The sequence below is a fragment of the Glutamicibacter sp. BS14 genome (assembly GCF_056934375.1).
In genome coordinates this window covers 691,093-704,224 of record NZ_CM167801.1, presented here as the reverse complement: position 1 = coordinate 704,224, position 13,132 = coordinate 691,093, and the positions used below count along the sequence as shown (strand labels likewise).

The 13,132-nt window shown below is 62.8% G+C and carries 11 protein-coding genes; 4 read left to right on the top strand and 7 right to left on the bottom strand.

Annotated elements, in window-relative coordinates; genetic code table 11:
• Nucleotides 1–163 precede the first annotated feature (163 nt).
• Together catA and AC1Z36_RS03350 are read left to right on the top strand one after the other, a co-directional pair.
• Nucleotides 164–1,021, top strand: coding sequence for a catechol 1,2-dioxygenase (gene catA, locus AC1Z36_RS03355; protein WP_388024814.1), 858 nt, complete (start codon nucleotides 164–166; stop codon nucleotides 1,019–1,021).
• Nucleotides 1,022–1,138: 117 nt separating this feature from the next.
• A complete protein-coding gene (locus AC1Z36_RS03350; RefSeq protein ID WP_483561666.1) occupies nucleotides 1,139–1,291 on the top strand; it encodes a hypothetical protein in 153 nt (50 codons plus the stop codon).
• Nucleotides 1,292–1,444: 153 nt separating this feature from the next.
• Here the strand turns inward: AC1Z36_RS03350 and AC1Z36_RS03345 are convergent, their stop codons facing one another.
• Nucleotides 1,445–1,786, bottom strand: a complete 342-nt coding sequence (locus tag AC1Z36_RS03345) for a DUF1801 domain-containing protein (RefSeq protein ID WP_332486432.1) — start codon at nucleotides 1,784–1,786, stop codon at nucleotides 1,445–1,447.
• Between the two features lie 253 nt (nucleotides 1,787–2,039).
• Here AC1Z36_RS03345 and AC1Z36_RS03340 point away from each other — a divergent pair, with 253 nt between their 5' ends.
• Complete coding sequence (locus AC1Z36_RS03340; protein WP_105656484.1) at nucleotides 2,040–2,540, top strand: hypothetical protein; 501 nt, start codon at nucleotides 2,040–2,042, stop codon at nucleotides 2,538–2,540.
• A 144-nt stretch (nucleotides 2,541–2,684) separates the two neighbouring features.
• Entirely contained in the window at nucleotides 2,685–4,244 is a 1,560-nt protein-coding gene (locus tag AC1Z36_RS03335; protein WP_483561665.1) for an HNH endonuclease signature motif containing protein, read from the top strand.
• 258 nt (nucleotides 4,245–4,502) lie between these two features.
• Here AC1Z36_RS03335 and AC1Z36_RS03330 read toward each other — a convergent pair whose 3' ends face one another.
• From AC1Z36_RS03330 to benA, 6 genes are all read right to left on the bottom strand, one after another.
• On the bottom strand, nucleotides 4,503–7,187 hold the full coding sequence (locus AC1Z36_RS03330; RefSeq protein WP_483561957.1) for a helix-turn-helix transcriptional regulator: 2,685 nt from the start codon (nucleotides 7,185–7,187) through the stop codon (nucleotides 4,503–4,505).
• A gap of 48 nt (nucleotides 7,188–7,235) precedes the next feature.
• Complete coding sequence (locus AC1Z36_RS03325) at nucleotides 7,236–8,570, bottom strand: MFS transporter (RefSeq protein ID WP_332486427.1); 1,335 nt, start codon at nucleotides 8,568–8,570, stop codon at nucleotides 7,236–7,238.
• A gap of 178 nt (nucleotides 8,571–8,748) precedes the next feature.
• Complete coding sequence (locus tag AC1Z36_RS03320) at nucleotides 8,749–9,555, bottom strand: 1,6-dihydroxycyclohexa-2,4-diene-1-carboxylate dehydrogenase (protein WP_483561664.1); 807 nt, start codon at nucleotides 9,553–9,555, stop codon at nucleotides 8,749–8,751.
• On the bottom strand, nucleotides 9,552–11,087 hold the full coding sequence (gene benC / locus AC1Z36_RS03315; protein ID WP_332594569.1) for a benzoate 1,2-dioxygenase electron transfer component BenC: 1,536 nt from the start codon (nucleotides 11,085–11,087) through the stop codon (nucleotides 9,552–9,554). Before benC ends, AC1Z36_RS03320 begins: the two co-directional genes overlap by 4 nt.
• A 78-nt stretch (nucleotides 11,088–11,165) precedes the next feature.
• Nucleotides 11,166–11,696: a benzoate 1,2-dioxygenase small subunit gene (gene benB / locus AC1Z36_RS03310; RefSeq protein ID WP_105656489.1), complete on the bottom strand. Its 531-nt coding sequence runs from the start codon at nucleotides 11,694–11,696 to the stop codon at nucleotides 11,166–11,168.
• A gap of 19 nt (nucleotides 11,697–11,715) precedes the next feature.
• Nucleotides 11,716–13,074 (bottom strand): benzoate 1,2-dioxygenase large subunit, encoded by a 1,359-nt coding sequence (benA, locus tag AC1Z36_RS03305; RefSeq protein WP_483561663.1) that lies wholly within the window; start codon nucleotides 13,072–13,074, stop codon nucleotides 11,716–11,718.
• Nucleotides 13,075–13,132 lie beyond the last annotated feature (58 nt).

The window sequence follows — 13,132 nt, the reverse complement described above, 5'->3', positions numbered from 1 at the left end:
GTCCCAGCCCACAAGCATTGATATTCAAAACGTTCCAATGGCCGACAAATGAGTATTTCACTTGGCATAGACGCTGCACTACATTGAATATCAATCACCCGGGATGATGGGGGTCACAGTATGGATCCGCATCCGCCACACCACATAATTTAGGGGAGTCACCATGACCACTGAAACTCCAGCAGACGCAACTGCAGCCAAGTCCGGCAACGCCGCCACCGACAGCTTCCGCAACTCCGGCAAGCTCGGCAGCATCGCGACCTCCACCGAGCGCGTGAACATGCTTGCTTCCAAGCTCGTCAAGGCCGCCAACGACATCATCCTCGAAGAGCGCGTGAGCTACGACGAGTTCAATGCCCTGAAGGCATGGTTGATCAAGGTTGGCGACGACGGCGAATGGCCATTGTTCCTGGACGTGTGGCTGGAGCACTCGGTGGAAGAGGTCGCCACCGACCACCGCGAAGGCAACAAGGGCTCGATCGAAGGCCCTTACTACGTGCCCGAAGCGCCTTCGCAGAACACCCCTGCCACCATCTCGATGCGCGAGGACGAGAAGGGCACCAACCTGCTCTTCCAGGGCCAGGTCCGCTCCACCGACGGCTCGGCGCTGAAGAACGCCAAGATCGAGCTGTGGCACGCAGACGAAGAGGGCTTCTACTCGCAGTTCGCCCCTGGCATCCCCGAGTGGAACCTGCGCGGCACCTTCATTGCTGACGAGGAAGGCAACTTCCAGATCAACACCATGCAGCCAGCCCCGTACCAGATCCCGACCGACGGCGCCTGCGGCCAGCTGATCGCCGCCGCCGGCTGGCACGCGTGGCGCCCAGCGCACCTGCACCTGAAGGTCTCCGCCGAGGGCCACGAGTTGCTCACCGCCCAGCTGTACTTCCCGGGCGATGCGCACAACGACGACGACATCGCCACCGCGGTGAAGCCGGAACTGATGCTCGACGTGCAGCCAGCAGCATCAGGCAACGGCAAGCAGGTCACCTACGACTTCGTGCTCGACCCTGTGAAGTAAGCCCCAGCGCGCCTCAACACGGCGGGGGTCCCGGCAGCATTGGCCGGACCCCCGCCGTTGCCGTACTCGGAACCTCGACGAACGGGCGAACACCCGCCAATCCAATGGGAGTGCAGCATGAATGCTTCAACACTGAACGATCCAGCCGGGAAGTTCCAACCCCAATCCATCGCGCACCGAGCTGCCGATGCCAGCGAACCCCAGAACCACTGGGCCTGGACCGGATGGATACCAGAAGAGGAGCACGGCATCTCGATGCTTGCCGCCTAGGCTATTGCCCACAGTACTACCGACGCGAAGCGGAAGGTCCCGACAGCAATGACGCTGCCGGGACCTTCGGCGCACTTGAGGACGGACTCCAGGCAATGCGGCTGCCTGCAGCGGGCGCACTGTTCATCTTGCGGCCAGCTAGCTTGCTCGGGATCAGCCCGCGGCCTTCTTCACCAGGTCCCGGATCCTGTCTTCCGTTGCAGAATCCAGCGAGGTGATAGTCCATGCAACTGGATGCATGTGGGAGCCTTCCTCGTAGGCAGGATTCACGACTTCTCCAAAACCGAAAGCTACGAAGTCCTTGTCAGGCTTGATGTAGCAGACGTCTTTGCCATCCCGGACGTAAAACGGAAGTCCCCAGCGGACGATCGGCTCCAGCGATGGTGCGCTCTGCATGATTATGGTGTGAAGCCGTTCGGCAATCTCGCGATAGGGTGCTGGAGCTGTGCTGAGCTTGGCCAGAACTGCGGCGTCGCCTTTTTTGGTGAAGATCATCCCTAGTCTCCTTCTAACGGTTGGCGCCTCATTGCGGCGCTGGGTGGTATCGCTCGCGCGATCGCTTTGGGCTCCCGATCGGCACATAATGCACCTTACCGACTAAGGGCATCTGATTCACGGATTCTTGCACTGGAATACAGGCAGCTGGCCTCAGGACAGCTTGATCGTGCAAGGAAGTAGCATGGACGCCCAACTCATACGCGTATTGGTTATCCCACCGAGTTGACTAGTGCACTGTTAGGCTACTGACATGCGTAAACTTCTAGCCATCTCCGGGTTCGCCATGATCGTGGCTTACGCGGCTTACGGCTCACTGCTCATGAACAATTGGGCCGTGACCGCAGCAAGTGGACTCTCCCTCGATGAAACCATTTCCGAGATGGCCTCAATGGACCAGAATTACGACTCGCTTGGAGGGTGGGTCTTCGCAGCCACTGGAACCGCCCTCGCCATTTCTTGGCTCGTTCCGGTAGTTTCCGCCGGACGCAAGCTGCCCGCCTGGGCGGCTATCGGAGCTTGGAGCCTGATCATTGCCTTAGGCGCACCGGCTTATTTCTTCGCTTCCTTCGCCAATATGAACTCGGTGGGCGACACCTTTGCCGATTGGAACGCCGATGCCGCCGCGGATCTAGCCGCACCCCTGTACATGGCCAGCGTCCTCGCCTTTGCCATACTCGCAGCCATGGCAGCCTTTGGCATCCGAACTGCCTTCACCCGCCCGCCGCGCCCCCTGCATCCAACTAGCAACTAGCACGGCACCCATTACTGCCTTCCCTGATCTAGCGATTTTCGCGCCGGAATCACGCTTAATCGCATTCGTATAAACTTTCTAGAACTTATCCACAATTGGTTTCGAACCAGAAGATACTGTCGATAATCTGCGCGAACGTTAACTATGACTATTCCCGCATATCTAGACGATCACGACGATGAACATCGCCTTCCACTGCGCCCGCCGGGCACCCGCATGGAGTCGCACAGAGCGTCAGCGCTCGACGCCCATCGCGAGCACCAGTTGTTCTTCGGACCCATCAAGCAGGTTGCCGACGAACTATTCAATGCGGGCCCCGTGGATGGGCCCGGAGACGCATTGGAACGCCTGAAGAAACTCCAACGCCTGATGAGCAGCGCTGAAGCCGCTATCTGCGTTTTACTGGCAGACGGAGTCGAGCAGGTCAGCGCGTCCTTCAATGACCTGATTGCCACCGAGCATGCCCACACCCCAGACGAGGAAGCCGAAGCCAGCAAGAGTGCCGAATACTATGGCATAGACCGTGGCAGCGAGCAGGTCATCAACTCCAATTTCGTAGCTGAGTCAGCTGTCGCATTGCGCGAATCCGTCCGTAAAGCCAGCAAGCGGATGTTCCATGCCAAGGGCTTGCGCCACGCCTGCAAAGCCACCCTTGCCGCGCTCGCTGCAGGTGAGATTACCGTTAAGGCCGCCCACGACATCGTCAAATACTCGCAAGACCTTTCCCCGGAGCAGGTCGGCCACATGGAGGAAAATTTGCTGCCTCTGGCAAGAACAGCCTGCGACGAGACCGTCTACCAGCGGGCCCGTCGCTTTCACGACCGGATGAATCCCAATTCGGCAGAGAACCGGCAGAAGAACGCATTCGCAGCCCGTAATCTCAAGGTGTGGAATGAGGAGAATGGCATGGCTACCTTGCAGCTGCATCACCGCGCTGATGTCATCCATTCGATTCGCAACTCGATAAAGCAGGCAGCCGCCCAGATCACTGATTCCAAGGATCTGCGCACGCAAACGCAGGTTGAAGCCGATGTGCTTGCGGACGTGTATCTGCATGGCTGGCCCGGAATGGAAGGCATGCCGCTGAAGCCACGGGTTGCCATCACGATCCCAGCCATTGAAATGCTCGCGAATCCCGCTCGCGCCCTCGCTGATTTGGAAGGTTACGGGCCGATCCCAATCGGCGTAGCGTTGGAAATCGCCGCGGATGCTCCGTCGTTCCAGCGCGTTCTGACCGACCCGTGGACGGGAGCCGCAATTGATGTGGAGCCCAAGAAATATCGGCCTTCCCAGGGGTTGCGCGATTTGCTGCGTTACCGCGACCAGCATTGCGGTTTCCCTGGTTGCCGCCGCCTGCCCGATCGTTCGGAAATTGATCACATCGAAGCGTATGGACAGGGCGGCCACACTACCCGGCAGAACACTCATCTCTTGTGCAAGCAGCATCAGATGTACAAGCACGCGCTTGGCTGGAAGGTCTTCGCTTGCCCGGATGGCTCCAAGACGTGGGTATCTCCGCACGGGCTGCGGTCAATCACGGTTCCCGAGAGCGTGGACAACGTGGAGAAATTTGATCATGTCAACGATCGTTGTCCTCAACGTCCCCAGGAGGCTGCGGCCTGCGAGGTGCAATTGACCCCCGAAGTGCGGCGAGTACTGGGGCTCGGCCAAGATGAGGGCCTGCCCGGAACCGAAACCAGCTAGAGCCAGTACCTGATTTGGATTTCGAGCGATAAATTTTTTCAGTCACTAGCACCACCACACCACCCATACTTCGCAGGAGCAACGGCTTTGAGTCTGGTTGCAATGCTGGACGCGGCCTGAATCAAGAATCCCGGCCGCGTTCGATTCAAGCGATTCGTGCTGAATGAAAAAAATCTACAGTCACAGCGCGTAGGTCAACTCGAACTCCGCATGGTTCTGCTGCCCTCGGGAATGAAAATTTTTTTCAGTCGGAAGGCACTATCCTTCAAGGTCGAAACGCGCCAGCGCAGCAAGCTCAGTACGGTTTGAGACCGCCAGCTTCGTGTAGATCTTGGTCAGGTGGTATTGCACTGTCTTGGTTCCTATATACAGCTCTTCAGCGACACGTCGATTGCTTGCACCTTCGCAAACCAGCTTGGCCACGGCTTGTTCCTGCGCCGTCAGCGTCGACCAGTCAGCACTCTCCCTGCGCAGCATCCCGGTTCCGCTTGCCTGGAGCTCACGAGTGCAGCGGTCGATGTACACGGATGCATCGAAGTGCGTGAAAATCGCCAGCGCGCGGGTCAACGGCGCAACGCATTCGGCTCGCTTGCCGGCTCGGCGCAGGCATTGCCCGTAGTAGAAATCAATTTTTGCCCGGTGGTAGACCGACCCGATGCCTTCCAAACGGCGGATGGCATCTTCAAAGGCCAAACGGGCTGCGTCGATATCACCGCGGGCTGCCAGCAAGGTGCCTTGCACGCTCAGGAATCGAGCGGCTCCGCTCTGGTGGCCTGAAGCGAGAGCACTCTCCAGCAACGGCTGTACGAATTTTTCTGCTTCATCCAGGCGTTCGCAACGGATTAGCGCCATGGCGTATGTATCCTGCCAGGTCCAGAAACCTGCTTGGTCGATGCCCTGCGTACGGTCCAGCCGAAGCAATGGTTCCAGCGTCCGCACAACCTCTTCATGGTTTGCCTGCGCCCGGGCAATCTCGGCCCGCGCCATCCGGTAAGGCATCTCCATAATGGCATAGCTGCCGGTGCGTGCCCACGACTTGCGTAGGTGCAGATCCGCCTGCTCCCAATTGCCGCGCAATGCGTGAATCTGCACCGCGGTCAGCTGGATCAGCGGACGCAGGATCTGGATTTCAGAACGCTCCTGCAGGGACTGCGCGGATCGAACCGTCTCCAGCGCTTGGTCCCAGTCGCCCATGAGGAATTCAGCGCGCGCCGACCAGGCTTTGGCCCACAGCGAGATGCGCAGGGAACCATCGCTGAAGTCCGTGGAGCTGGCTGCGGAGAGCTCGTGCCGGGCTAGCTCCACGCGATCGGTCGCGAGGTAGACCCAGCCCAGTGACATTTCCGCGCGCTGGCGCTGTGCTCCCGCCGGAAGGGTGGCCAGCAGGTCCATCAAGACCTGTTCCCCCTCATCAGCCCGGCCCATCATTGCCAGGCCGAGCCCTTGGATGGCTGCGTTCTCAATGGCCAGCGGGCTGCCCACCTGGGCAAGGCGCAGCGATTGCTCAGCCCAGTCAATGATCTTCTGCCCCTTCAAACGGCACAGCGAATCGAGGACTTGGCGTTGGGCGATCGCGGCCATCACATCGTTGTCCTGATGCTGGACCGCGTTCTGCCAGGCACTGGACAGCCAGCGCTGCGCGGTGTTGGCGCGGCCTTGCAGGATCGAGATGTATCCGGAAAGCACGTCCCGTTCCGGACTGCTTTCCAAGCTCGAAAGCTGATGCGCGAAGGTTTGCGCCCGCGGCAGCTCGCCGGCGGCGACAATCGCATCCACTGCGTTGAGCAGCAGGGAGTCGCGGCGCATCGGTTCCGGGGACAAGTGCATGGCCCTGAAGTACGCGGTAGCGGCCGAAGACCACTCGCCCCGCTTGCCTTGGGACCGCGCGTAGTCTTGCAGTTCCATCGACAAGCTGCCATCGGGCAGGATGCTCGCATCGGCCCGATGGCCCAGCTTGGCCCCCTGGTCCTCGACGATGTCCGCGGCGCAAGCATGCAACCGGATGCGGGTGCTCAGCGGGATCTGATGGTAGACAGCCATTTGGGTCAATGCGTTCTCGAACCCGAGCCGCACCTTCCCGCTATGGCCGTGGGTTTGCGCCAGCGAGGAGTCGAGAATCTGCTGGATCGGCAGCAGCGGATTATCCTCGCCCACCAGCTTGGCGATATTGTCGATCCGGGCCTGCGCGCCGAGCACCGCGGCCGCTTCCAGCAGCGCCCGCGCCCGCGGTTCCAACCCCTCCAATAGCTCGATGACGTGCAAGGACAGGGCGTGAGGGGCAGGCGGCCAGCGGTCGAACTGCTCCCAGCTGTGCTCCGGATTCTCCTGGGCCAGCTCGATGACCACCTGCAGGTTGCCCTCGGTGTAGTCCACCAGCTGCTCGACGGCCATGGGCGGCAGGTCGATCCCCGTCCTGGCGCAGATAATCTCGCGCGCATGCGTTGGATCGGGCACTTGAAGCTGCAGGATCTTCAATTGGCTGTCGGCCAGGAATTCCCGGGTTTCCGGTGAAAGCCTGGCCAGGTTCTGGTCGCGCATCACCAGCACGATGAGTACCGGTTCATTGCGCAAGCGGCGCCAGGCGTAGTGCAGCGCCTGGAAGCTCAGGTCATCGACCCATTGCGCATTTTCCAGCACCAGCACACGGGGTTGCGGCGCCTCCCTGCGCAGGTATTCCAGCAAGGCCTCGCCCAGCGCCCCGGCCGAGCCTGCGTGGCTGCGTTGCAGCAACGGGCCCAAGGCCGCTCCGGGCTGCGCGGTTTCCCAGCGCGAGGCGGTCACCAGCTGCACCGATTGGCTGGCCAACCGGGTTAGCAGCGCCTTGATGATGGTGCTCTTGCCGCTGCCGCGCGGACCCTTCAGCACGGCCAGGGTACTGCCAGTTTGCTGGACTTCGCGGGAAAGGCCGATGAGCGCATCCTGGCCCTGCTGGGCACTGAGCATGGCGTTCACCAGCCTTCCTGCGTCGCCGCGTTGCGTTTCGATGTGCTGCTACTTCCCTGCTCCCGCGGCAGCCAGCTCTTCTTGCGCGCTGCGCTGCGCGGCCGAACGGGTCATCGGGACGCAGGTGGTGACCAGCGTTCCAACGATAGCAACTGCGGCGAAGACATAGAATGCGGTTCCCGGGGAAACTCCCGCCGAAAGCAGCACTCCGCCCAGCAGCGGGCCGAAGATCCCGCCCAGCCTGCCGAATCCGGCGCACCAGGCCACCCCGGCCCCGCGGGCGGCACTGTGGTAGTAGTTCGACACAAAGCCGTAGATCAGCACCTGCGTGCCGATGGTTCCCACACCTGCCACTGCCACCAGGGACAGCAGCAAGCCCAGCGGGAGCTTGAGGGTCAGCAGCACCATCGCCAGCGCGGCCAGGAAGAAGGTCAGCGCCACGACCTGCTTGGGTCCGACGCGGTCGGCGGCCACCGAAGCCAGCAGCCCGCCGAAGACCGCGGCGAGGTTCAGCACCAGCAAGAAGAGCAGCGAATGGGACTTGCCGTAGCCTGCCTGCTGCATGATTTCCGGCATCCAGGTGTTCAGCCCATAGGTCAGCAGCAGCCCGGCGAAGCTCATCATGCCCAGCAGTGCGGTAGGCAGCGCGTAGCGCCTGGTGGCCAGCGCGGCGAAGCCGACACGTTCGGCCTTCAGCTGCCCGGCATCGGCGTCGCTGGGAAGTTCCAGCAGCATTCCGGTGCGCGCAGCCACCTCGCGGGCTTCGGCCACGCGGCCGCGGGAGAGCAGCCACTGCGGGGATTCGGGCAGCTTGAACCAGGCCATCGGCAGCAGGAACAGCAGCGGCAGCGCGCCGATGAGGAACAGCCCGCGCCAGCCGATCACGTCGCTGAGCACCATGGCCAGCAGCGAGGCGAGCACGCCTCCGGCCGGCACGCCCGAGTAGACGATCGCGTTGTAGTAGTTGCGGCGGTTCTTCGGGGCGAACTCGGCCACCACCGCGCCAGCGGTGGCCACGATCGCACCCACGCCCATGCCGGTGAGGAAGCGCAGGATGCCGAACCACAGGGTGTCGGGGGCCAGCGCGGTCAGGCCCATGCCGACGGAGAACCAGATGATGCCGGTGATCATCGCCTTGCGCCGGCCGATGTAGTCGCCGATCGCGCCGGTGGACAGCGCACCGACCATCACGCCGAGCAGCGCGTAGCTGCCCAGCAATCCGGCGGCGGCTTCATCGAGCTGGCCGAGCTGGCTGGGGTCCGCCAGCAGCGTGGAGACGATGGTTCCGAAAACCACCAGGTCGTAGCCGTCGAAGATCAGGGCGATGGCGGCGATCACCACCACCCAGCGCACGGCGCCATTGGCGGCATTGCTGGATGTCATTGGGCTGGTATTCACGTGTTTTTCCGTTCGTTTGCGGTGACCGGGGAACCTCGTTGTTCCCCGGAAAATACGTGCCCGGCGCTGGAAGCACGGCCGGGTTGGTGCTGGATGGAACAAACGGCCCGTGATCACGAGCCGTTTGTTCCATGGTGGTGCGTTTGTGGTGCCGGTACTGCCGCTAGCCGAGGTCACCTCCGGCCACCGCGAGGGTGGAACCGGTGATGTAAGAGGCCTCATCCGAGGCCAGGAACACGATGGGCGCCGACTGCTCGTCCAAGGTGCCGTAGCGCTTGAGCAAGGTGGAGTCCACGGTCTGGTCCACGATGGCCTGGTACCAGGCCTTTTCCTGCTCGCCGGTGGGCACCGGCCCGCGCTTGACTACCCGCTCAGGGGCTTCGGTGCCGCCCGGCGCGGTGGCGACCACGCGGATGCCCAACTCGGCGCCCTCCATGGCCAGCGCCGAGGTGATGGCCTTGACCCCGCCCTTGGCCGCCGCGTACGGGACGCGGTTCATGCCGCGGGTGGCGACCGAGGAGACGTTCACGATGGTTCCGGATCGGGCCTGGACCATTTCCTCGAAGACCGCACGGCACATCCACAAGGTCGGGAACAGCGATCGCCGGATTTCCTTTTCGATCTCCTCGGGCGCGTAGTGCTCGTAGGGCTTGGCCCAAATGGTTCCGCCCACGTTGTTGACCAGCACATCGATGCGTCCGAACTGGTCCTTCGCGGCGGTGACCGCAGCCAGCGCGCCCTCGTAGGTTTCCAGGTCGGCGGTCACGCTCAGCGCGGTGGCGCCGTCGGCGCGCAGGGCCCCGGCCACCTCGTGGATCAGCGCCGCGCGGTCCACGAGCACCATTTCCCCGCCCTCGGCGGTGATGCGCCGGGCCACGGACCAGCCGATGCCCTGGGCGGCGCCGGTGACCATGACGACCTTGCCGGCAAAGCGTCCCGGATGGAAGGACTCGGGCAGCCCGGCGCTCACTGGGCCGCTGCCTTGGAAGCGGCGGCCATGGTGGCCTTGGCGTGCTGGTTGTGCGCGGTGATCGCTGCGCGGGCAGCGGCGATGTCCTGCTTCTCGAAAGCGGCGACGATGCCCAGGTGGTCGGCGTCCACGGCCCCGTCGATCCAGTGCTCCTGGCGCAGCACGGCGGCCATCAGCGCCGGCACGTCCAGGCGGCGGTAGGCCTGCAGCAGGTGCTCGTTGCCCACGGCCTTGAACAGGAATTCGTGGAAGGCGTCATTGGTGACGGTGAATTCCTCGGCGTTGATGAACTTCTCGCCGTCCAGGGTCTTGCCGGCCAGTTCGGCCAGGACCTTGAATTCGCCCAGCTGGCCCTCGGCCAGCTTGCCCATGGTCAGCTCGACGACGGCCAGTTCCAAGGCCATGCGCGCATCGAACTGGGCCTCGAAGCTGGCGTGCTCCTCGCCGATTTCGTAGCCCTGGTCGGCGGCGGCTTGCGCGGCGGGCGCCTCGGCAGCCGGGGCGGCAGGCTCGGCGTCCGGAACGACGGCCAGCGCGAACTTCTCGTAGTAGAAATTCTGCGGCTTGAGGCCTTCGGCTTCCAGGTGGCGGCGCACGCCCTCCACCATCGGAGGCGGGCCGCAAAGGTAGATATCCACGTCGCCCTCGGCCAGGTGCTGCGGCTCGAAGTGGTTGGTGACGTAGCCCTTCTTCTGTGAAGCGCTGTCCGGGTCACCCACCACGGTGTCGAAGCTGAAGCCCGCGATGCGCTGGGTGTAGTCCTGCAGCACATCGAGTTCGACCAGGTCGATGTCGGTGTTCACGCCGTAGATCAGGTGCACCGGGTGCGGGTTGTCCATGCCGGCCAGCTTCTCCAGGATGGCCAGCAGCGGGGCCAGGCCGGTACCGCCGGCGAGCAGCAGCGATTGGCGCTTGGGTTCGCGCAGGAAGAAGCTGCCCATCGGGCCGGTGAAGGTGATGCGGTCGCCCACCTGCGCGGTATCGCGCATGTAGGTGGACATCAGACCGCCATCGGTGATGCGGATCAGGAAGGAGACGATGTCCACTTCCGGGCCCGAGCTGAAGGAGTAGGAACGGGTTTGCCCGCCGGAGCCGGGGACCTCGATGTTCACGTACTGGCCCGGCAGGAAGGAGAGGTCTTCGCGCTTGTCCACCTCGAGGCTGAAGGCGTAGGTGGTTTCGGAGATGCGGCGGATCTCGCTCAGCGTGGATTCGAAGGAGGTGGCCGAGGTCTTGGCGACATCCGAGGTGGTCGGGATCTGCAGCACGAGGTCGGATTCGGGGACCATCTGGCAGGGCAAGCAGTATCCGGCCTCTGCCTCGTCGTCGGTCAAGGCTTCTTCGATGTAGTCGCCGCCGTCGTACTTGCCCGACTCGCAGAAGGCCTTGCAGGTGCCGCAGGCGCCGTCGCGGCAGTCCAGCGGGATGTTGATGCGGGCTTTGTAGGAGGCATCGGCGACGGTTTCGTTCGCGCCGACCTTGATGAAGCGGGTGATTCCGTCTTCAAAGGCGAGGGCTACCTGGTGGGACATGGCATGCTCATTTCACAGGATTCGGGGATGGGCGATTCGGCGGGGCCTGCACTGGCCCCGCCGCCCAATGGGTGTCGCTTAAATGTGGTAGATGTCCACGACGTGGTGGATGTAGTCGTTCTTCAGGACGACCTTCTTCGCGGTGATCACCGGCGCAGTGCCGGAGTAGTCGATCGTGTAGAACGAGGTGCCGAAGTAGGTGTCCACGTTCTGGTAGCGGTAGTACAGGGTGAACCAGTTGAAGCGGATGTCCACCTTGTCGCCGTCCACTGCAACGATCTCCACGTTGGTGATGTTGTGCCCGGTGCGCGGCTCGGGCAGCGAGGTGGCCGAGGAGCGGTCGGTCTTGATGCGGAAGACGCGGTCTTCCAGGCCGCCGCGGTTAGCGTAGTAGATCAGCGAGATCTCGCGCTGCGGGTCTTCGGTCAGCTGCTCGTCATCGGCCCAGGCCGGCATCCAGAAGGTGGCTTCCGGGTGGTAGCAGTCCAGCCAGCGGTCGAAGTCCCGGTCATCGAGGAAGCGAGCTTCCTGGTAGAGGAACTGCGCGATATCCGCGGTGGTGACTGCGCCGTTGGAAGTCGGCGCCTCGGTCAGTGCGATGGTGCTCATCTGTCTTGTCCCTTCGGCCTTAGTTCTGTGCTTCGCGTTCGTTATCCACGGCTTGGCGCATGGTCTGCAGCCAGTAGCCGTGCTGGATCGGGTACAAGCCCTCGTCCTCGGTGCGCGCTCCGGAGGAGATGGGCTTGAGGCCCACCTTGTCCGCGTTCTCATCCGGGCCGGTGATCTGGTGGGCCTGGCCGCGCGAGAGGTCATTCCACTGCGCCGAGGTGGCCAGGTAGGTCTTCTGGCAGGAGCGGAATTCTTCCAGGTCATCCGGGGTGGCCATGCCCGAGGCGTTGAAGAAGTCCTCGTACTGGCGGATGCGGGCCGCGCGCGCGGTGTCCGATTCGCCCACCGGGGCGAAGCAGTAGATGGTCACCTCGGTCTTGTCCACGGAGATCGGCCGGAAGACGCGGATCTGCGAGCCGAACTGGTCCATCAGGTACACGTTCGGGTACAGGCACAGGTTGCGCGAAATGCCGATCATCCAGTCGGCCTTGGCTTCGCCGAACTTGGCAACCAGCTCGTCGCGCTTCTCGGCCAGCGGGCGGTTGGCCGGGTCCAGCCATTCGGTCCACAGCAGCAGGTGGCCGTGCTCGAAGGAGTAGTAGCCGCCCTTCTGCTTGTCCCAGCCGCCGGCGTCCATGGTCTTGGTGTCGTTGGAGGATTCGCCGTTGGCGCGGCGGGCCTGGGTGGCGGCGTAGTTCCAGTGGGTGGCCGAGACGTGGTAGCCGTCGGCGCCGTTCTCCGCCTGCAGCTTCCAGTTGCCGTCATAGGTGTAGGTCGAGGCGCCGCGCAGCACTTCCAAGCCTTCTTCGGACTGGTCAACCATCATGTCGATGATCTTCGTGGCCTCGCTCAGGTGCTCTTCCAGCGGCAGGACATCGGCGTTCAGCGAGCCGAAGAGGAAACCGCGGTAGTTCTCGAAACGGGCGACCTTGGTCAAATCGTGGGAGCCGTCCTTGTTGAACTGCTCCGGGTAGCCAGCTCCCCGCGAATCCTTGACCTTGAGCAGCTTGCCGGAGTTGTTGAAGGTCCAGCCATGGAACGGGCAGGTGAAGGTGGTGCGGTTATCGGTCTTGCGCCGGCAGAGCATGGCTCCGCGGTGGCTGCAGGCGTTGATCAGCGCATTGAGTTCGCCCTGCTTGTTGCGCGAGATGATGATGGGCTGGCGGCCGATGTTGGTGGTGTAGTAGTCGCCGATGTTCGGGACCTGGGACTCGTGGGCCAGGTACACCCAGTTGCCTTCCCAGATGTGCTTCATTTCCATCTCGAAAATCTCTTCGTCGGTGAAGATATTTCGGTTGGCGCGGAACTCTCCGGTTTCCGGGCTGTCAACCAGCGCGTTATCCAGCAGGCTGGATACCTCGTTCAGGGTCTCGGTCATGGCGTGGTGTGCTCCGTCCATTCAATGCTCGTTTAAAGGGGAAACCGCTGCAGCCGGT